The sequence below is a fragment of the Paenibacillus sp. YN15 genome, from assembly GCF_003285005.1.
Taxonomy (GTDB): Bacteria; Bacillota; Bacilli; order Paenibacillales; family NBRC-103111; genus Paenibacillus_AR.
This window is the reverse complement of the sequence record NZ_QMFA01000014.1, coordinates 73,622-93,913: the sequence shown is the minus strand read 5'-3', so window position 1 is coordinate 93,913 and position 20,292 is coordinate 73,622. Positions and strand designations below refer to the sequence as shown.

The 20,292-nt window shown below is 55.9% G+C and carries 14 protein-coding genes; 12 read left to right on the top strand and 2 right to left on the bottom strand.

The window, feature by feature from the left end; translation table 11 throughout:
• Nucleotides 1-276 precede the first annotated feature (276 nt).
• Nucleotides 277-585 carry a cation:proton antiporter gene (locus DQG13_RS13480; RefSeq protein WP_258525667.1) on the bottom strand — a complete coding sequence of 103 codons (309 nt, stop codon included), beginning with the start codon at nucleotides 583-585 and terminating at the stop codon, nucleotides 277-279.
• Between the two features lie 27 nt (nucleotides 586-612).
• Complete coding sequence (locus DQG13_RS13475) at nucleotides 613-1,509, bottom strand: DUF1385 domain-containing protein (RefSeq protein WP_113020335.1); 897 nt, start codon at nucleotides 1,507-1,509, stop codon at nucleotides 613-615.
• A 221-nt stretch (nucleotides 1,510-1,730) separates the two neighbouring features.
• On the opposite strand from DQG13_RS13475, the gene DQG13_RS13470 reads away from it, so the two are divergent.
• From DQG13_RS13470 to DQG13_RS13415, 12 genes are all read left to right on the top strand, one after another.
• Nucleotides 1,731-2,252, top strand: coding sequence for a YqhR family membrane protein (locus tag DQG13_RS13470; protein WP_113020289.1), 522 nt, complete (start codon nucleotides 1,731-1,733; stop codon nucleotides 2,250-2,252).
• Between the two features lie 80 nt (nucleotides 2,253-2,332).
• Complete coding sequence (aroQ, locus tag DQG13_RS13465) at nucleotides 2,333-2,776, top strand: type II 3-dehydroquinate dehydratase (RefSeq protein ID WP_113020288.1); 444 nt, start codon at nucleotides 2,333-2,335, stop codon at nucleotides 2,774-2,776.
• A gap of 7 nt (nucleotides 2,777-2,783) precedes the next feature.
• Nucleotides 2,784-3,854 (top strand): M24 family metallopeptidase, encoded by a 1,071-nt coding sequence (locus tag DQG13_RS13460; RefSeq protein ID WP_113020334.1) that lies wholly within the window; start codon nucleotides 2,784-2,786, stop codon nucleotides 3,852-3,854.
• Nucleotides 3,855-3,930: 76 nt separating this feature from the next.
• Entirely contained in the window at nucleotides 3,931-4,488 is a 558-nt protein-coding gene (efp, locus tag DQG13_RS13455) for an elongation factor P (RefSeq protein ID WP_113020287.1), read from the top strand.
• A 260-nt stretch (nucleotides 4,489-4,748) separates the two neighbouring features.
• Nucleotides 4,749-5,837 carry an RpnC/YadD family protein gene (locus tag DQG13_RS13450; RefSeq protein ID WP_113020286.1) on the top strand — a complete coding sequence of 363 codons (1,089 nt, stop codon included), beginning with the start codon at nucleotides 4,749-4,751 and terminating at the stop codon, nucleotides 5,835-5,837.
• Between the two features lie 313 nt (nucleotides 5,838-6,150).
• Entirely contained in the window at nucleotides 6,151-7,404 is a 1,254-nt protein-coding gene (locus tag DQG13_RS13445) for an aspartate kinase (protein WP_113020285.1), read from the top strand.
• 147 nt (nucleotides 7,405-7,551) lie between these two features.
• Nucleotides 7,552-9,864, top strand: coding sequence for a helix-turn-helix domain-containing protein (locus tag DQG13_RS13440; protein ID WP_113020284.1), 2,313 nt, complete (start codon nucleotides 7,552-7,554; stop codon nucleotides 9,862-9,864).
• A gap of 259 nt (nucleotides 9,865-10,123) precedes the next feature.
• Nucleotides 10,124-11,101 (top strand): ABC transporter permease, encoded by a 978-nt coding sequence (locus DQG13_RS13435; RefSeq protein ID WP_258525666.1) that lies wholly within the window; start codon nucleotides 10,124-10,126, stop codon nucleotides 11,099-11,101.
• 2 nt (nucleotides 11,102-11,103) lie between these two features.
• Nucleotides 11,104-11,994, top strand: a complete 891-nt coding sequence (locus DQG13_RS13430) for a carbohydrate ABC transporter permease (RefSeq protein WP_258525665.1) — start codon at nucleotides 11,104-11,106, stop codon at nucleotides 11,992-11,994.
• A gap of 61 nt (nucleotides 11,995-12,055) precedes the next feature.
• Nucleotides 12,056-13,666 (top strand): extracellular solute-binding protein, encoded by a 1,611-nt coding sequence (locus DQG13_RS13425; protein ID WP_113020331.1) that lies wholly within the window; start codon nucleotides 12,056-12,058, stop codon nucleotides 13,664-13,666.
• A 57-nt stretch (nucleotides 13,667-13,723) separates the two neighbouring features.
• The gene (locus DQG13_RS13420) at nucleotides 13,724-15,085 is read left to right on the top strand and encodes an FAD-dependent oxidoreductase (RefSeq protein WP_113020283.1); all 1,362 of its coding nucleotides are present in this window, start codon (nucleotides 13,724-13,726) and stop codon (nucleotides 15,083-15,085) included.
• 115 nt (nucleotides 15,086-15,200) lie between these two features.
• A complete protein-coding gene (locus DQG13_RS13415; RefSeq protein WP_113020282.1) occupies nucleotides 15,201-19,718 on the top strand; it encodes an S-layer homology domain-containing protein in 4,518 nt (1,505 codons plus the stop codon).
• Nucleotides 19,719-20,292 lie beyond the last annotated feature (574 nt).

Here is a 20,292-nt window from a genome sequence, read left to right as displayed (position 1 = left end):
TTTTGAGGAAGAGGGGCTGCGGACAAAGCATTGGAGGAATGTTGCGGACAGACGATCCGTTATTTTCTTCATTTGGCCCTTTTCCCGATTTTTGCGGCCAGGAGGTCCGTTATTCACCTCAGGAGCGTCGAGAACCTATGGTTTTTCGCACTTAACGGCTCTTGTGTCCGCTCCGGAGAAAAAGGGGCCAATTTCCGCGAAATAACGGAATCAGGGTCCGATCCGCACAATGAGATATAACAAAAGCCGCCCCAAGGGCGGCTTTTTGCGCAACCTTTAATGATATTTCGGCGGCTCTTCATCATCCGAGTCCGGCTTGCTTCCGGGAATGACGCGGAAGTGGGCTTTGCGCCGCTCCCGTTCGTCGTACCGCTTGCGTCCCGCCGCCTTGTTCCGCTGATGGACGGGCCTGCCATGCTTCTGCAGCCGATTGGGAGGGAATTTGTACAGGAGAAAAATGACGCCGAACACCAGAAGCGGAATCAAAAACGGGCCGGGATTCACCAGAAAACGGTAGAGGATTCCCACTACCAGCAAGCCGTAAATGATGTAATCCGGCAGAGACAATCGTCTGTACATGTTCATAACATCCCCTCCTAAAAGTTTGCTGTATCAGGAAGCGGCGGACTGCCCGGAAGCCTGCTGCAGTTGGCCGTCCAGCTCGCGGACCCGGTTGAAGGAAGCCAAAGACACCTCCACCTGATCGTCGGTAGGCTCCTTGGTGGTCAGGTATTGGAGCCACAGGCCGGGGTACCCCAGAAAACGCAGCACCGGCGTATCCCGCAGGGAGTTGGTCAGCTTCAGAAATTCGTACGCCAGCATGGTCACCACCGGCAGCAGCGCAACCCGCTGGATAATCCGTTCCCAGAAAGTATCGTAAGGCACAAACGAGTACACGATAACGCCGATGATCACCGTCATCACCAGAAAGCTGCTGCCGCAGCGGTAATGGAGGGTGTTGAACTTCTGCACATTCTCCACCGTCAGCTCCACGCCGGCCTCGTAGGCGCTGATCACCTTATGCTCCGCCCCGTGGTACTGGAACAGCCGCTTGATGATGGGCGTCAGAGAGATAATATAAATATATGCCAGGAGAAGCGCGATTTTCAGAACGCCTTCAATTAAATTATGAAGGATGTAATTGTCAAACAAACTGTTGAACAAAAGATGCTCCACGGCCGCCGGCGCTACAGTAAAAATCAGCTTGCCGAAGATAAAGGACAGCACGCCTACAACGGCGACGCCCAGGATCATGCCGATCTTGCCCATGAAGGTTTCCTTCTCTTCCTCCACAGGCCCGCCCTCGTCCTCGGCATAAGCCTCGGCAGAGAAATTCAGGTGGCGGGAGCCCTTGGCGCTGGAATCCAGAAGGCCGACGATGCCTCTTAAGAATGGAATTTTGCCCAGCTTCCTGACCCAGGGCTTATCGGTGCGCGGCACCTCAAAAAAGCTGATTTCGTTATTTTTGCGGCGAACGGCAGTCACGTGGGCGGTTTTGCCCGCAAACATGACGCCTTCAATGACGGCTTGTCCGCCATATATGTTTTTTTGCGGCACGGCATTCACCTGCTTCTCTCTATGAAGTGGTCCCGCGGGCAAGAGCCGCGCGAGGGATGGGCTTGTGTATCTATTGTAGCGGAAAAAGCGGTTGAATTCCACCTGATTTAACCCCTTTGGCTTGGTGCATACTACAGGAAAATCCTCCACATAGGTGAGAAAGGCGGATCGTCATGAAGCTGCATGCCAGATACCGTTCCAAGCCGAAAAGCCGCAAAACCACAAAACCCTGGCTGTTTTCCCTGTACATTGGCTTTTTTGCAGGCATTCTGTGGGGAGCGCTGAAGCTGCTGCAATTTGCCATGAAGTATACGGATGTAGTGCCGGGCTTTTTGCTGGAGCCCTTCTATCTCCATTCCTTCCTGTTGACCTGGCAGGGGATTCTGCTGGGCTACGCCAGCCTGATTGTCCTATCCCTGGCGGCTGCGCTGCTTTACGGCCTGGTGTTGCGCAAGCTGAGAGGACCGTGGCCGGGGATTATCTACGGCTTGGCCTGGTGGGCGGGCCTCTATCTGCTGGTGGGTCCCTTAACCGGCATGGTTCCCGCCATTACGCAGATGGACATCAATTCCCTGGTGACGGATATGTGTCTTTTTGCCGTGTGGGGCCTGTTCATCGGGTACTCCATTTCCTTCGAATTTACCGATGAGCGCTCCAGGGAATCGGCCATCATGAAGGCGCAGCCGGCGAAATAACATTTTTATCCGTCAAGATAGTATGGTAAAATGTACCCGTTGTAAGCACAAGTCCACGAGCAAAGACAGGTGATTTTGCCATGAAAAGGATTCTTATTCTGCACGGGCCGAATCTGAACATGCTGGGTGTCCGTGAGCCGGGCATCTACGGCAGCATGTCCTTAGCCGCCATTGAGGAGTCCCTCCGTGCAGCCGCGGCGGAGCTCGGGGTGGAGCTGGACTTTTACCAGTCCAATCATGAAGGGGCGCTTATCGACCGCATTCACGCGGCCTTCGGCGCCGTGGACGGGATCGTCATGAATCCCGGCGCCTTCACGCATTACAGCTATGCCATCCGGGACGCGGTAGCGACTGTTTCCCTCCCTGTTATCGAGGTGCATATTTCCAATATCCACAAGCGGGAAACCTTCCGGCATACGTCGGTGATCGCCCCGGTGGTCCTCGGGCAAATCAGCGGACTGGGACCGTACAGCTATGAAGCGGGCCTGCGCGCCATGGTACACTATTTGAGAGAGAACGGGTGAGATGGAGATGTCATTGAAACGGTTGGCCAATTTGCGCAAGGCGATGGAAGGGCTTCGTCTGGAAGCCATCCTGATTACCAATCCCTACAACCGGCGCTATATGTCGGGCTTTACCGGCACCGCCGGTTATGTATTGGTGACGGCGGGACGCGCCTTCTTCCTGACGGATTTCCGCTATATGGTGCAAGCCAGGGAGCAAGCTCCCGCCTATGAGATCGTGGAGCATGCGGTGAAGCCCATGCAAACGGTCAAGGAGCTTCTGGACGGCCTGGGAATCAAGCGACTGGGCCTGGAGCAGCAGCACTTAAGCTATGGTCTCTACAAAAGCTACGAGGCCGATCTGGCGGATATCGAAGCGGTGCCCACCTCTCTGGTGGTGGAGAAGCTGCGGATGTACAAGGATGAAGAGGAAATCGCGGTGATGCAGGATGCCGCCGATCTGGCGGACAAGACCTTCACCCATATTCTGAGCTGCCTGAAGCCCGGCGTATCCGAACGGGACATCGCCCTGGAGATGGAGTTCTTCATGCGCAAAAACGGCGCAACCTCCTCCTCCTTCGACACCATTGTGGCCTCCGGCGAACGCTCCGCGCTGCCCCATGGGGTGGCCAGCGACCGCAAGCTGGGGATGAATGAATTCGTGAAGATGGATTACGGCGCACTTCTGAACGGCTATTGCTCCGATATTACCCGGACCGTATCCTTGGGAACCCCCAGCGATAAGCTGAAGGAGATCTATGGCATTGTGCTGGAGGCCCAACTGGCCTGCATCGCCGGACTGAAGCCGGGCATGACCGGCAAGGAAGGCGACGCCATCGCCCGGGACATGATCGCCAAGGCCGGCTACGGCGCCAACTTCGGGCATGGCACAGGGCATAGCCTGGGGTTGGAAATCCATGAGAACCCGCGGCTGTCCCCCAGCTGCGACGTGGTCTTCGAGCCGGGGATGACGGTAACGGTGGAGCCGGGCATTTACTTGCCGGGCATCGGCGGCGTGCGCATTGAGGATGACCTGGTGTTCACGGAAACCGGCGTGAAGGTATTGACTCATTCCATCAAAGAGCTTTTGATATTGTGAGCCGGCAAAATCTAGACTATAACGACGATTTGGATTATAATAAAGAGATGACTTTTCCACTGGGAGGAAGTATTGCATGATTTCCGTTAACGATTTTCGGACAGGCCTGACTATTGAAACCGACGGCGACCCATATACCGTCATTGAATTTCAGCACGTGAAGCCGGGCAAAGGCGCAGCCTTCGTCCGTTCCAAGCTGAAGAACCTGAAGAATGGCAACGTGGTGGAAAAGACCTTCCGCGCCGGTGAGACCGTGAGCCGCGCCATTGTAGAAAACCGCGAAACCCAATATCTGTACAACAGCGGCACTGAATATACCTTCATGGACAACGAAACCTACGACCAGTTCGAGCTGTCCGCCAAGCAATTGGAGTGGGAGCGCAACTTCCTGAAGGAAAACATGCTGGTAAACATCATCAGCTACCAAGGCTCCATCCTGGGCATCAACCTGCCCAACAGCGTTGAGCTGGAAGTAACCGAAACCGAACCCGGCATTAAGGGCAACACCGCCACCGGCGCCACCAAAAACGCCACGCTGGAAACCGGCCTGACGGTACAGGTTCCGCTGTTCATCAACCAGGGAGACCGCTTGCTTATCGATACCCGCGAAGGCAAGTACATTTCCCGGGCGTAGGAACCGCCTGGCGATCTGGAGATATTGACAGCCATCAAGATTTAGCGAAGCGGGTGCCTTCAGATATGGCAGACGGCGATGATGATCTCGACAGCTGCGCCATTCTGTGGTAAAGTGACCCTATCATTCTATATTCGTCCGGATGCGAAGCACGCGCCGGCTGACCTCCTTGCAAGGGGGCAGTCGGCGTTTTTGTTTTTCTGACTCTTGTAGGAGCAAGCGCGCCGGACAGTATGATATACTGGAGGTAACCGAAGGTCATGACACCCCGGAAACGAAAGAAACCCCGGCGGCAGGTGCGGCTTGACCGCATGATGCGCCTGCTGTTCCGCCTGTCCCATAAGACGGTGGTGCGGCTGATCAATGGATTGTTTGATGAAGCCTTCGATCCCGCTGACGTGAAGCTGGTTTATGAAGACGCGAAGCTCGTCAGCCCTGTCTTGAGCCAGCTAGAGGCAGATTTTCTGGTGACGGTGCGAACGCTCGCTGCTGGCCAGGAGTATCATGTGGAGTTTCAAACCCTGCCGGATTCCACCATGGCGGTGCGCATGTTCCAATACGGCTTCAGCCGGGCGCTGGGGTCAGGCAAAGGTCTGGCGGAGACGGACGAACGAGAACTGGAGTCGGACGCCCGGGAGCAGACGGAAGCGGAGCAGAAGCAGGTGTTGACGCTGGTGTTTCCCCGGCAGCTGGTCATCTATCTGGAGGAGCATTCCTTCGTTGGAGACATGGTGGAGCTGCGGCTGGTGTTCCCGGACGGGCAATCCATGCACTACCGAGTCCCTACTCTGCGGTACTGGTTGCTGCCGCCGGATGAACTGGCTCGTCGGCAGCTCTATGCGCTGCTGCCGCTGCAGGTGTTCCGCTGGCGCAAGCAACTGCAAGCGTTGGAGCGAAGCCGACTGCCGCGGAAGGAAAAAGAGCGGCGAATCGCGGCGGCGTTTCAGGGCTTGAAGGAAACCATGGGCCAGACCCTGGAGCAGCTGAGGCTGCTGCATGAGGAGCAAGAGATTGAGGCGGGGGATTTGGAGCAGCTGCTGCATGTGATGCAGGAGCTGGGAGGGCACTTGTATCAGGCATACGGCCTGTATGAACAACTGGACAGGGAGGTTCGGGATATGTTGAAGCCGTGGATTGATCCTAAGATGAAGCGTCAGGCCCGCCGGGAAGGCTGGGCAGAGGGAAAGGCGGAAGGGAAGCTGGAAGGCAAGGTGGAAGGCAAGGTGGAAGTCGCAACCAAGCTGCTGCATCGCGGAATCATGACGCTTCCGGAAATTTCGGATGTCACCGGTCTTTCTCTGGAACAAGTGTCACAACTGCAAGAAGAAAGAAAAGCCACTGCAAAGTGAGAACCTGTGACGATCTGATGTTTTTAGGAACCGGCCGGACGGGGGGAGCTCCCTTGCCCGGCTGGTTTCTTTTACCACATCAGAATGTTTAAGTTCTTTACAGCGCTAAAGCGCGTAAGATAAACATTCTGATTGGCGATAAAAACTTCCGCTAAACGCGGTCGCTTATCTTCGAGATACTCCGATGGGAGTTTTTCTCATTCAGAGACAAGGGATATTTTTGCAACAGACATATTCAATGTCGGGTTTTGGTGATATAATAGGAAAAACATTTTTGCAAAGGTTAGTTACGCTACGGTAAGGAGTGTTGACGTTGTCGGTAATTGTGATGAAGTTCGGCGGAAGCTCCGTCGGAACCCCCGAGCGCATGCGGCGTGTGGCCCAGCGGATCGTGGACAGGAAGCGGGAGGGGAACCGTTGTCTGGTGGTGGTGTCCGCCATGGGCGATACCACGGATGATCTGATTGACCTCTCCAAGCAAATTTGCGAAGGCGCTCCGCCGTCGAGGGAGATGGATATGCTCCTGACCACCGGCGAGCAGGTATCGGTGGCGCTGTTGTCCATGGCCATTCAGAGCCTGGGCGAAGAGGCCCGCTCTTACACCGGCTGGCAGACCGGAATTTATACCGAGGCGGTCCACGGCAAGGCCCGCATCAGCCGTATTGAGCCCAAGCGGGTGCAGGAAGCGCTGGAGAATGACTGCATCGTTATCGTCGCCGGCTTCCAGGGGATGACCGAGCAAGGCGAAATCACCACCTTGGGCAGAGGCGGCTCGGATACCACCGCTGTTGCCGTTGCCGCGGCCATCAAAGCCGACCTGTGCGAAATTTACACCGATGTGGAGGGTGTGTATTCCACCGACCCGCGGATTGTGAAGTGCGCCCGGAAGCTAAACGAGATTTCCTATGACGAAATGCTGGAGCTGGCCAATCTGGGCGCTGCGGTGCTGCATCCCCGCGCCGTAGAGTGCGCCAAGCTGAACCAGGTGCGCCTGGTGGTGCGTTCCAGCTTTACCCATAACGAAGGTACGCTTGTGAAGGAGGAAGCCGCAATGGAGCAGGGAATCGTAGTCAGCGGTATTGCATATGACAAGAATGTGGCGCGCATCAGCATCCTGGGAGTGCCGGAGCGTCCGGGACAGCTGGCCAAGGTGTTTACGGCGCTGGCCAAGAGCCAAGTTGATGTGGATATTATCGTCCAAAGCGGCGTTCAGGACGCGGCGGATTTCTCCTTTACCGTAGGCAGCGGCGACCTGGAGAAGGCCATGGGCATCATTGCCTCCATCAAGGAAACCGTCGGCTTCCGCGAAACCACCTCCGAAACCGGATTGGTCAAGGTTTCCATCGTCGGCGCAGGCATGGTCAGCAATCCGGGCGTAGCCGCCAAAATGTTCGAAGCCATCTCCGAGCTTGGCATCAGCATCAACATGGTGAGCACCTCCGAGATCAAGGTGAGCTGCGTCATCCCCAACAGCAGGTTGAACGAAGTGATTCAGACCTTGCATACCGCATACGGTCTGGATACCGACACCACCGTTTCCGTAGGCGGACCCCAGGAGCGCAGATAAGGCTTCCCGGCGCCGCTTAACCGCCGCACAGATGGCCCATGAGGGCTGGCTGTGCGGTTTCTTTTTGCTCAAGATTCATCATTGCAAACAGCGGCGGGCTTCACTATAGTTAAGACAAACAGGAATCGCAAACCGGGAGGATGCAAAATGAGAATCAGCGTGAGCGGAAGGATTATGCTTATTTACGGAAGCCTGCTTTTGGCGGTCATATCCCTGGCATTTTTCTTTTCGTACAAAAGCACGGTCAGGGGGCTGGAGCATCAGCTGAAGGAAACGAATATGGCCTTGCTGAAGCAGATTGAGCAAAAAATCGAGCTTTCATTTCAGCAGACGGAAAATAATTTGCTCCAATTAACAAACGAGTTGGAATTTGTATATTTCATGAATGACAGCTATAAGGATCTGGCGCAAAAGAATGACAACTTCTTTGGACTCAACGCCAAATTGACCAAGTTTCTCAACAATAATCTGCAGTTCTCCTCCGTATTTGCCTATTCCGACGTAAGCGGAAACATCCTGACGGACAAATTGTATACCACCAAGGAGCAATCCGAAAACGGATGGATCACCGAGTATCTGGATATGCCGGATTATTTCCAGTGGCTGACCACCCACAAAATTTGGGACGGGTATGTGAACCGCGATGTGGTGACCCTGATCCGCTCCTATCCTCCCCTCAGCGCGCCGGGCTACCGGAAGGGCGTGGTGGCGGCCAATATTGATGTGGATGTGCTGTACCGGATGATCCACGATATTTATGAAAAGGAATCGCCGGGGCACACGTTTATTCTGGACAAAACAGGTCAGGTTGTCGCCCATGACGATGCCTCCATGCTTTACAGCAAAATGGGCGAGCAGCCCTTTATCCGGCAGGTGCTAAGCGGCCCTGAAAGCGGGTCGTACAGCGCCATGGTGGATAATGTGAAGCAGACGGTTTCCTACAAAACCTCCGCCTATACAGGATGGAGAATTGTGAACATTGTGCCGGAAAGCCAAATGTACAAGCCCCTGACAGTGACCCGTAATCTGCTGATTTTGCTGGCCGTTGTGCTGTTTTTGGCGGCTTTTATCATCCTGTTCCTGGTTAACCGGCGCACCTTCAGTCCCATTGACCGGATGCTGGGCAAGCTGTCCCGGAACGGCCGTCCGGTATTGGCCGGCTTATCCGCCTCCGCACCTCAAGGCGTCTCCTATCTGGAGAGCTTCTTCGACCAGATGTTCGTGGACCGGGAGAATCTGGAGCGCCAGCTCCGGGATTCCAAGCCCATGCTGAAATGGCGGACCATTATGGATGTGCTGGCGGGCTACCGGACGGACTATGGGGTGATTGCACCCCATCTGGAGTTTACAGGCATACGTCTGTTTCCCGAGCGGTATGTGGTTTGTACGGCGGAGATCGGCAAGGAGGAGGGAATTCGCCCCCGCGACCAAAACTTGTACACCTATGCGTTGTGCAATGTGGCCGAGGAGATCATCAACACGGAGAACGCCGGCTCTGCCATTGATCTGGGAGGAGGCCGGGCAGTCATTGTGTTCAGCTTCGCGGAGGGAGACGAGGAGCAGAATCACCTGCGGGCCATTGCGCTTCTGGAGCAAATTCTTCATGTGATGCGCCGGCAGATCGGATTGACGGTGATCGCCGGTGTAGGCAGGGGATACCGGGAGCTGAAGGATGTTCCCCTGTCCTACGCCGAGTCGCAGCAGGCCCTCCGGTACAAGATGATCGTCGGCAGCCATGGGGTCATATCCATTCTGGATGTGCAGACGCCGGACAACCAGGACTATTATCAGATCGCAAGAACCATCGACCGGATTGTGGAGGCTTTGAAGCAGGGGGATATGGAACGGGCCAAAAGCGGAATTCAGGAAACCTTCCAGGAAGCGGTGCGGCGCAATCTGGCTCCGGAATTGCTCCGGCAGTTCTCCTTTGAGTTAATTATGCGCTCTCTCCAGTCGCTGGAGGCCATCGGCATAGATATGCAGGAGACGCTTGTTGGGATCGGCAACTTATACGAACGGATCGGCCGGTGCGAGAATTGGCGTGAAACAGAGCAGGAGGTGGAGGCCGTGCTGTTGGGGCTTGCGGAGAGAATTGAGAAGAAGCGCAGCCAGCGGGGAAAAAATGAGCATATCGGCCGGATACTCCAATTTATTCAGGATCATTACAAGGACAGCGCTCTGTCTCTGGACCGGCTTGCCGAGGAGTTTGATCTCCACCCCACCTATATCAGCAAGCTGTTCAAGGAGCAGGTGGAGGATAATTTCATCGATTATCTGATCAAAATCCGCATCGAGGCGGCCAAGGAGCTGCTCAAGAACAAGTCCATGACCATTACGGATATTTCCGACGCCATCGGCTATACCTACAGCCGCAGCTTTACCCGGACCTTCAAGAAATATACCGGGCTTACCCCCACGGAGTTCAGAGAGCAGGCGGTGGCGGAGGATTCCGGTTCTTAACCGTCGATAGCGATTCCAGAAGCTTGTGACCGTTTCCCGCCCGGGAAACGGTTGCAGGCTTTTTTTGCCGTAAATGGCCTGCATAGCCGCTCTTTTTGGGCCGAACTGCAAGAAAGGACCTTTACTGCAAGAATGGTGTGCCGGCAAAATCCAAGAAATGTGTCCCATCACAGAAGCGGACTATGTTCAAAGCCGTTCGTTGTCCGTTACGATAAATCTGCGTGAAAGAGAAATGTGAATGTCAGGAGATGGTGAGAAAATGGAGGAGCAAATGGCTGCATCCCCTAGCCAAAGCATCAAGGCGGGGCCATCCGCTGCTGCGGCGCGGCAATCCAGGCTGTGGAAGGGGATCAGGCGGGACAAGTCCTTATATATGATGCTGGTTCCCGTTATTCTGTTTTATCTGCTGTTCAAGTATTCGCCCATGTTCGGAGAAATCATTGCCTTCAAGAATTACCGGTTTGCCGACGGGATGCTGGGCAGTGAATGGGTGGGCTTAAAAAATTTCAGGATGCTGTTTGAAAGCGTGGATTTCTGGAGAGTGCTGCGCAATACCCTGCTGCTTAATGTGTACAGTCTGGGCTTTGGCTTTCCGGTGCCGATTGTACTGGCGCTTATGCTCAATGAGGTGCGCCTTGAGGGATACAAGCGGCTAGTGCAAAATCTGCTCTACATTCCCCATTTTATCTCGTGGGTAGTGCTGGGAGGCATTCTGATTGCACTTCTGTCGCCCAGCACAGGTGTTGTCAACCTGCTGCTCACCAATGTGTTCGGCGTGGAGCCCATCTATTTTATGGCCAAGTCGGCTTGGTGGCCTGTTGCGTATACGGTTTCCTCCATCTGGCGGGAGGCGGGCTGGGGAACCATTCTGTACCTGGCGGCGATGGCCTCCATTGACCCCCAATTGTATGAAGCGGCCAAAATCGACGGAGCCAGCAAGCTTCGCCAGATCTGGCATATTACCCTTCCGGGAATCAGAAGCACCATTGCCATCCTGCTGATCCTGCGTATGGGCAGCATGATGGATGTGGGGCTGGAGCAAACGCTGGCGCTGCAGAATGATTCGGTGCTGGATGTAGCGGATGTGATCAGCACTTATGTCTACCGGGTAGGGCTGCAGAACATGAATTACAGCTATACCACCGCATTGGGCTTATTCCAATCGCTTATCAGTCTCATTCTGGTGGTAAGCGTCAACCGGATTATCCGGCTATTCGGAGAAAGGGGGCTTTGGTAAGCATGAAACGCATTCATATCCGCATGTCCCCGTTTGCGCTTGCGGGACATTCGTTAAACATTCTGCTTTTGGGAATGCTCTCCCTTGTCACACTGTATCCGTTCCTGTATGAGATTGCCGCATCCTTCAGCAGCAGCCGGGCCATTACTGCCGGCGAGGTATATGTCTGGCCCGTGGAATTCAATACGGAAGCCTACAAGAGATTGTTTGAGGACGGCCAGCTTTTCCATGCCATGGGAAATACGGTGATTGTAACTCTTGTGGGCACCCTGCTTAATATTATCATGACCGTGCTGGCGGCATATCCCTTGTCCCGCAAGCGGCTGATCGGGCGGGGACAGCTATTGATGTTTATTACCTTTACGATGATTTTCGTATCGGGGATGATCCCCAATTTCATTCTGATCAAATCCCTGGGGCTGATGGATTCTTATCTGGCCTTGTGGCTGCCGGGATTAATCAGCACCTATAACATGTTCGTCATGAAGAGCTTTATGGAGGGCCTTCCGGAGGAAATCGAGGAATCGGCGGCCATGGACGGTGCCGGCAACTGGCGGATACTGGCCCAGATTATTCTGCCGCTGTGCAAGCCCATTCTGGCGGCCCTGTCCTTGTTCTATGCCGTGGCCTGGTGGAACTCCTACTTTAATGTCATGCTGTACATCACCAGCTCCAATCTGCAAACTCTGATGCTGAAGCTCTACCAAATGATCAAGCAGGTGGACCAAAGCCTTCTGGACGGCGGAGGCGAAGGGGTTTCCAATATTACGCTGACGCCGGAGGGAATCAAGGCCGCCTCCGTAGTGATTGCCATCACGCCGATTCTGTGCGTCTATCCGTTTTTGCAGAAGCATTTTGTCAAGGGTGTGTTGATTGGTTCCGTGAAGGGCTGATATCATAAGGGAGACTTGGATTTTCCCTTTGATATATAAGCAAGACTACCATAATAAGGGGATGAAGCAATTGGCAAAAACAGTGAAAGCAGCAGCAGCAATTATGGCCGCCTGTTTATCCGTATCGGCATTGGCCGCCTGCGGAACAGACCAGGACGGGGCTGCCGCAACCGGAGCGCCCTCTGCAGGCGCTGCGGAAACGGCGCCGGCAACAGCAAAGCCCAAGCAGGAAATCAGCATTTCCGTGTATGACCGCGGTGAGGTGAATACCAGCGAGGGCAATTACGAGAACAACCGCTGGACGAAGTGGATCAACGAGAATGGGCCGGCTACCGTCAAGTGGGTGCCTGTTCCGCGGAATGAAGCCCAAACCAAGCTGAATACCCTGATCGCTTCCGGCGGGGCGCCCGATCTCATCTGGGAGTACGACCGGAATTACATTGCCCAGTTGGCCAATCAGGGAGCCATTCAGCCCATCGACCAGTACATTGAAAAGTACAGCACCACCTTCAAAAACTATTTGAAGGAAAATCCGGAGCTGAAGCCGTATCTGATGGTGAACGGGAAAATGTACGCATTCTCCAGTGTGCGCGGACAGGAGGCGGTAGCCAATGCGGGCATGTGGATCAGGCAGGATTGGCTGGATAAGCTGGGCCTGAAAGCACCGACCACCACGGAGGAATTTCTGGAGGTAGCCCGCAAGTTCAAGACGGAGGACCCTGACGGAAACGGCAAGGCGGACACGGTGCCGATTGTCTTCAACGCCAACGGCCCTACAGTGATGCGCAATCTGTTCGCCTCCCACTGGGGCCAATGGTATCTGGAGGACGGCAAGCTGGAATTCGGCAGAATCAGCGACCGTTATATGGACAGCATGGATTTCCAGAAGCAATTGTATGACCAAGGCCTTCTTGATCAGGAATATATCACGGACAAGAATGCCCAGCGGGCCACCCAGCTGTGGACCACAGGCAAAGCGGGCATTTTCATGGGCTCCTGGGATATGGAGAATATCTTCAAGGACCTGAAGAAAAATCTGCCCGACGCCAAGATGACGGCCTTGGAGCCCTTCACCACCAAATATGGCAAGAATGGTCTGCTTCAATCCGCCATCCCCAACATTGTGGTTGCCTTTAACAGCAAGATGAAGGAGGAGAAGATTGAAGCGGCCGTCAAGTTCCTGGATTGGATGCTGGACAGCGGCTGGAAGCCGTTGAAATACGGGGAGGAAAATGTTCATTACAAAATGGTGAACGGCGTGCCGCAAACTATAGATGCCGACAAGTACCGGAAGGAAGCGTATTATGCCCGGGAGTATGCAGTGGTGAGCCAGTATGGGCTGAAGCCGGAATGGTTCTCGGTTATGGCGGCTTCCGACGCGGTGTCCCAGGAGTATGCCAAGGAGAAGGCCAACTCTCTGACGGTTGCCATGAAGAACAAGTTCCGCCGGGATATCCCCTATAGTCCCGACCTGCCCGAGCTCAGCCAGTTGATCGCCACCTTCAATCCCATTGCCGAGCAGATTGAAGCCAAGGTGGTAACAGGGGGCGCTGCCATGTCCGCCAAAGCGGGAATGGAGGAAGCCCGCAAGGAATGGAACCGTCTTGGCGGAGAAAATGTAAATAAACTGGTAAATGAATGGTATCAACAGAATAAGGACCAGCTGAAGTAAGCCGGTCCGAGGTCTGCCGGAGCCGGAGGCAATCAACAGGAGAAATGAGTGATTCAAATGCAGGTGTTTATCCCGCAGCAGCAAATTCAGGTGGTCCAATCCGTGGATGTGGTTGTGGCCGGGGGCGGTCCGGCAGGTTATGCTGCCGCATTGGCCTCGGCCCGAAGCGGAGCGCGGACGCTTTTGATTGAACGTTACGGCTTCACCGGCGGAGTTGGCACCAACTCGATGGTGACAGCCTTTGCCAGCGGCTTCCATGACGGGGAGCGGATGGTGATCGGAGGCATCTTCCAGGAGCTGAGGGAACGGCTTTACCAGCAGGGAGCTTTGCTGAAATCCGCTGAATTTGAGCCCTTCGATCCGGAGCTGCTGATCCTCCAGCAGCTGAAGGATCTGTCGGAAGCAGGCGTCCAGCTCAGGCTGCATACGTTAGTGACCGATGTGGTGATGCAGGGGAGCCGCATCGAAGCGGTTATTGTGGAAAGCAAATCCGGCCGTCAGGCTATCAAGGCGGAGGTTTTTGTGGATGCCACCGGGGACGGGGATGTAGCCATTCGGGCCGGAGCGGATTTTCAGCTTGGGCGTGTCAGCGATGGCCTGATGCAGCCGGGCACCATGATCTTTGCTGTCGGCGGAGTAGATGTGGAGAAGGTGCCCGAGGTTCACACCATGCGCGGGTTATCCGGTTCTGCCCGGGTGCATGTCTCCGGCAAACGCCATCTGATCATAGAGGGTTACCGGGAGCAGGCGGCCAAAGCCAAGGCGGCAGGGTATCTTCCCCATGTTCCCCGCAAAAATCTGGGCATCTGCTGGAATCTGCCCGGTCATCCTGAGGTGGTATTTGCCAATTTCACCCGGGTTCCCCTGGTGAACGGCACTCTGGCCGAGGACCTGACCCGTGGGGAGCTGGAGGGCAGAATTCAGGTGGAGGAAGCGGTTGCCTTCTTCCGTGATTTTCTTCCCGGCTTCGAGAATTGCTATCTGCTGCGGACGGCTCCTCAGATCGGCATCCGGGAGAGCCGGAGAATCAAGGGGATCTATACGCTTACGGGAGAGGATGTGGCAGGAGTAAGGCAATTCGGGGATGTGGTGGCCCAAGGCCACTACATGCTGGATATTCATGATCCGCTGGGCAAGGAATCGGAGATTGTGAAATTGAAGAAGGGCACCTCCTACGACATTCCATACCGCTCCTTGCTGCCGGAGAAGGGGCCGGAGAATCTGCTGGTTTCCGGGCGGGCCATCTCGGCCACCCATGACGCCCTGTCCTCCCTTCGGGTGATGGCCATTTCCATGGCCTTGGGAGAAGCGGCGGGCACAGCCGCCGCCTTGTCCTCCGCAGGGAGGGAGGCTCCGGGAGCGCTGAAGGTGGAACAGCTGCAGAATAAGCTGCTTGCCAACGGAGCTATTTTGGAATAAAGGATAAAGAAGCAAGGGCATGAAGAGAAGCGGCGGCATGGGTGCAAGGGATATATTCATGCTGCCGCTTGTTCGTGCCACAAGGAAACGGATGAACCAAAAGGAGGCCTGTAAAGTGAAAAAGTGGTTGGTATTTGTGTGGATTCTGGCTTTGCTGATGCAAGCTGTTCCCATTGCGGCTGCCGAAAGTGCAGTGCTGCGGATTGAAGGAGAGGATTATACCTATGTGAATCAAACGCCGGTAAACAAAACCGAGCGGGACAAAACCAATGTAAAAACCACCGAGATCAGCAACCAGGATCATTTCCAATATAAAAGCGCCAATGCGACCCTTCCTGAAAACGGATACATTGTGGATTATACCTTTACGGCGCCTGAGGCGGGAACCTACACACTGGAGATTATGGCCTCGCCCTTGTCCAACAGCAACCATTCCCCTTACGAGCTTAAGGTGAACGACGGGGAGTATGCTGCCGTGACTACGGCCACGGCGGTGAAAGTCGGGCAAATCAATACGCCGGTTAATATTTTCTACCGCTACAAGCTGCAGCCTGTTGTCCTGAAGGAGGGGAGCAATACCATCTCCTTCCGGATTCTGAACGGCCGCTCCGCGGATGGGCGGGTGTTCTTTTTCCTGGATTATTTTGAGCTTGTCAAGCTTCCCTGGGAGTTAACCCGGATTACCGCCAACGCACCCAACCATATATTTGAGGAGCAGGATACCAAGGAGGTAACGGTTCATTTTACCGAGGGGGCGCAGACTGTCCATCAACTGGTGTACAGTGTGACCGACTATTATGGCGCATCTGTGCTGTCGGGAAATGTGGCGCTTGCGCCGGGCGCTGCCGCCTACACCTTCACTCTGCCGCCGCTGCCCCGGGGCCATTATACGGTAACCGCAGAGGCCGACGGCAGCGGCAAGCCTCTGCAGGAATATTTGTCCGTGGTTATGAATGAGAGCCAGCGCAGGTCTTATGCGGAAACTCCTTTTGCCTCGGATGTGGCGGGCGGCTTCCTGGTGCCTGTGGACAAAATCGGCGACTATGCCCGGGCCTTGCGGCTGACGGGGGTGAAGTATGCCCGGGAACGGCTGCCCTGGGGGAATATAAGCGCCACTCAGGGGACCGATGATTTCAGCTTATACGACCAGTACAATGCGGCTTATGCGGCCAACGGCATCCGGGTGCTGGAAATGGGGCACAGCGCTCCGGCATGGGTGAAGGATACGGGCAAGAAGCTTCCCAATGATCTGCTGGCCGCTTATCAATATGCCAAAACCGCCTCGACCCGGTACGGAGCCCAGGCCGACTGGGAATTCTGGAATGAGCCGGACATCAGCTATACCGCCGACAGCGAAACGGCGGACCAGTATGCCGCGTATTTGAAGGCCAGCGCTCTGGGAGTGCGGGATGCCGGCACCTCCTCGCTGATTTCCATGGCCGGGATTGCATACCCTCCGGGCAACTATGTGAGCCAGGTTATGCAGAATGATGTGGCCCCCTATATGGATATTTATAATTTCCACGGACACCGCAAAGGGGACTCGGAGCTGAAACTGGTGGATTTGCCTCCTACCTTCACCTTAAACAAAGCATTTATTGAAGGCTATGATTTGGAGGACAAGCGGATTTATGCCACCGAGGTTGGCGTATCCCAGATGTTCCAGGACAGCACCGAGACGCTGACCATGGAGCAACTGCGCAAGCAGGCCAGATATCTGTCCACTTCTGCGGTGGAATCCCTGGCCTTGGGGGTGGATAAGCATTTCTGGTTTGTCTTCCCGCATTATCTGGAGAAGGGACTCTCCTGGGGCGAATTTACCGCACAGCATACGCCATTCGCCGGGATAAACGCCCAAAGCGCCATTACCCACGCTCTTGGCGAAGGAATCTACATGGGCTCCTTGGCGGGATTGCCGGAGGGAGTGAAAAATCATGTATTCCGTGACGGAACCGACAGTGTTGTGGCCTTCTGGAGCGAAACGGGCATCCCGTTTGTGCTGGAGGCAGGCTATTCATCGGGGCTGCTTACGGATATCATGGGCAACGAGGGGACGGTTCTTTCCGACCAAGGGAATTTTGCGCTGGCTTCAGGGCCGGATATTCAGTATTTGCGGCTTCAAGGTGATGTGGGAGGGCTGACAACCCCTTATTATTCCCAAAGCTTCGAGCCCCGCGCAGAGCTTACTCCCGCTGAGCGTGTTGTGCTTACCCAGCGTTATCCCGATGCCGGGTCGGAAAAGGCCAAGGCCAAGGGCTATCTGCTGGATAGAACGGCTGTCACCGATATCCAGGTGGATGTATACAATTTCAATGCCGTTCCCATGAGCGGCGTTATTACCGGGTCCGCCTATGGAGGATGGAGCCTGTCCACCCCTTCGCAGCCGGTGACGGTAGCCCCTTACAGCAAGGAGACGCTGGTGTTCCCGCTGACGGCAAGCAGCCAAGGGGTGGTCCCTGTGGGGTCGCCGGTTGTATTCACAGGGGAATTCGACGGACAGCAGACCTCCAAGACGATGGCTATTGTTTCATCCGGCGATGACGTGGCAGGACCGGATGTGCTGGTCCCCGATTATGACCAGCCCGGCCTGTGGGACAATAATGTGTCTCCCGGGTCAACCATGGTCAAGCATTCTCCCGAGCCGGGAGTGATCCAGTTCGATCTGCAGATGGGCGATGGGGACAGATGGGCGTATCCCAATTTTGTGCTGCCTGAGAATATCAGCTTTGCCGGCACAGAGGGAGTGGTCTTTGATGTTTATTTTCCGGCTCCCGTTCCGGGGGTTCTGGTCAGAAGCTTTATGTATGAAAGCAATGGCTCCTCCTATTTCACCCAGACCGGCATGACCCCGACAGGGGGCTGGCAGCAATTTAAAATGTCTTGGTCGGATTTCAACCCCTTCGGAGGGGTTCCCGATGACAATTTCCATCTGGACCCGGAGGAAATCCGCAGCTTCAGCCTTGGACTCAATACCTCTACCGAGAAGAATCTTTCCTTCCAGGTGAAGAACCTGGGGGTATATACCCAAGCGGACACCGGCTTGTACAGCAAGCTGTCCGGTCTGCAGCCGGCCAATGGCCAGGAGGTGACGGCAGGAACGGCGGCCATTTCCGCCAATCTGGCGCAGGGCGAAATTCCGGTGCAGGCGGAGACGGTGCAGGTGCTGGTGGATAAAACCCCCGTCGCTCACCAGGCAGACGGAGAGTTGATTCAGGCAACGGCACATCTGGCGGCGGGCAGCCACGACATTATGGTCAAGGCCTTCGATGTGAACGGGCGGCTGATATCCGTCAAGTCCACCGTGACCGCGGTGGCGGCAGAGCCGGAGGAGCCGGGAACAGGTGAGCCGGGAACGGAGGAGCCAGGGATAGAGCAACCGGAGCAACCGGGAACGGAGGAGCCAGGGACAGAGCAACCGGGAACAGAAGAGCCGGATACGGAGGCTTCCACAGTGGCAAACACTGCGCCTGCTGGGAATACTCCGGAGGTGCTGAAGGTATTGCCGGAGCATCTGCAGGCCGCAGGAGATCAAGCGCTCTCCCTGACGCTGCCTCAAGGGAAAACCCGGGTGGAATTGGGGAAGGAGCTGTTCGGCAAGCTGGACGGGAAGGAGCTAAATGTAGAGTTGGACAAAAGCCGTCTGGTCATCCCCGCCGAAACCATTCGTGAGCTTATTGGAAGCAAGGGAGATATACAACGAATTATCATTGTCGCTTCAGAGCAAGGGGAAGCTGCAAGGGAACAGGCTGCCGGTCTTGCCAAGGCCCAATCCATTTGGGGAGGAAGTCTGTCGGAAGCAGGCGGGGCGCTGGAATTGAGCCTGTATGCGGTAGATAGCGCAGGCCTCCAGGTGAAGCCGGAGTCTTTCGCAGCGCCGGTGGCGGTGAGCTTCTTCTATGGCGGGAACGGGGCAGCCCGGGCGGAGCAGACGGGCATCTATTACTGGAACGAAGCCACCGGGCTGCCGGAGTATGTGCGGAGTATCCGTGATCCCGGAGAAAGCGTCTTAACGGCATCCCTGGACCATTCCGGCGCGTATATGCTGCTGGCATATGACAAGACTTATGCCGATGTGCCCGGGGGGCATTGGGCCTCCAAAGCCATCCGGGGACTGACCGCCGCCCATGTGGTGGAGGGAGATGATTCGGGCCGTTTTGCTCCCGACCGCGCTGTCTCCCGGGCAGAATTCATCACGCTCCTGGCACGGCTGCTGGAGCTGGAGAAGAGGACCGGCACAGCCCCTCTCTCAGAAAGCAGCTTTGCCGATGTGTCCTCTACGGATTACTATGCCCAAGCTGTGGAGGCGGTCCGGAAGGCGGGCATCGCAGACGGCAGAGGGGAAGGTTACTTTGCTCCTGATGCTGTCATTACCCGGGAGGAGATGGCCGTACTCCTGACGCGGGCCATGCGCTTTGCCGGCTACGGGATGCCCTCCGGCGGTGAAGCGTCCGGCGGTCCCGGCTTTGCGGATGCTGCCGCCGTTTCGCCGTGGGCGCTGCCGGATGTGGAGGCGGCCGCTGCTGCCGGCTGGCTGGGCGGCTATGAGGACGGAGCCTTCCGTCCTCAAGGCTCCGCTACCCGCGCGGAAGCGGCGCAGCTTCTGTGGAAGCTGGGGGAGGCAGCCCCGCTGTAAAGGATCTGCCGCCGGAGAGAGCTAAAGGGGCGCGCAACTCTCTCCGGCGGGCTGTTGTATCCCGCATTATATTGTGCAATAGCGGAAACTGCGTTTCCTCTATTCCGGTCCAACCGGGGGAAAACCGGGAATAAGGGCAGGCGGGTTTCCGCTATTGCCGGTTTTTCCGGCAGATGAGTCTGGTTTGGGGCGAATAGCGGAAATTACCCTTCTGCTATTCGTGGTTTTTCAGAGGCGCGGGGCAGATAGCGGAAACCAGGCTTCCTTTATCGTGTCGACGGCTCCCTCCCCGGAGCTTAGCCGAGCCTGGAGAACCAGGAGGCGGATTAGGCAAAACCGGCCGCCGCTTGGCACAGAGACGCAGGCTCCGCCGCCGCCCCTTCAAACTCGCCCCACGCCCTCTTTCCGGGGAAGGGAGAGACGATTCCGTCAGCGGCGGCGGTGGTGCAGCGGATGGACAGAGTGGATAATGGCGGCCCAACCTTCCTCCGTAGTTTGCCTGCACAGCAAGCGCGCAAACCCCCGGCAGCCCTTCCCAAGGAGAAGGCTGCCGGGGGTTCCCTACGTTCCTGGC

Excerpts from the sequence above, each read along its gene's own strand:
- DQG13_RS13480 (WP_258525667.1), bottom strand. The coding sequence starts at position 585 with ATGAACATGTACAGACGATTGTCTCTGCCGGATTACATCATTTACGGC.
- DQG13_RS13475 (WP_113020335.1), bottom strand. The coding sequence starts at position 1,509 with ATGTTTGCGGGCAAAACCGCCCACGTGACTGCCGTTCGCCGCAAAAAT.
- DQG13_RS13470 (WP_113020289.1), top strand. The coding sequence starts at position 1,731 with ATGAAGCTGCATGCCAGATACCGTTCCAAGCCGAAAAGCCGCAAAACC.
- aroQ (WP_113020288.1), top strand. The coding sequence starts at position 2,333 with ATGAAAAGGATTCTTATTCTGCACGGGCCGAATCTGAACATGCTGGGT.
- DQG13_RS13460 (WP_113020334.1), top strand. The coding sequence starts at position 2,784 with ATGTCATTGAAACGGTTGGCCAATTTGCGCAAGGCGATGGAAGGGCTT.
- efp (WP_113020287.1), top strand. The coding sequence starts at position 3,931 with ATGATTTCCGTTAACGATTTTCGGACAGGCCTGACTATTGAAACCGAC.
- DQG13_RS13450 (WP_113020286.1), top strand. The coding sequence starts at position 4,749 with ATGACACCCCGGAAACGAAAGAAACCCCGGCGGCAGGTGCGGCTTGAC.
- DQG13_RS13440 (WP_113020284.1), top strand. The coding sequence starts at position 7,552 with ATGAGAATCAGCGTGAGCGGAAGGATTATGCTTATTTACGGAAGCCTG.
- DQG13_RS13435 (WP_258525666.1), top strand. The coding sequence starts at position 10,124 with ATGGAGGAGCAAATGGCTGCATCCCCTAGCCAAAGCATCAAGGCGGGG.
- DQG13_RS13430 (WP_258525665.1), top strand. The coding sequence starts at position 11,104 with ATGAAACGCATTCATATCCGCATGTCCCCGTTTGCGCTTGCGGGACAT.
- DQG13_RS13425 (WP_113020331.1), top strand. The coding sequence starts at position 12,056 with ATGAAGCAATTGGCAAAAACAGTGAAAGCAGCAGCAGCAATTATGGCC.
- DQG13_RS13420 (WP_113020283.1), top strand. The coding sequence starts at position 13,724 with ATGCAGGTGTTTATCCCGCAGCAGCAAATTCAGGTGGTCCAATCCGTG.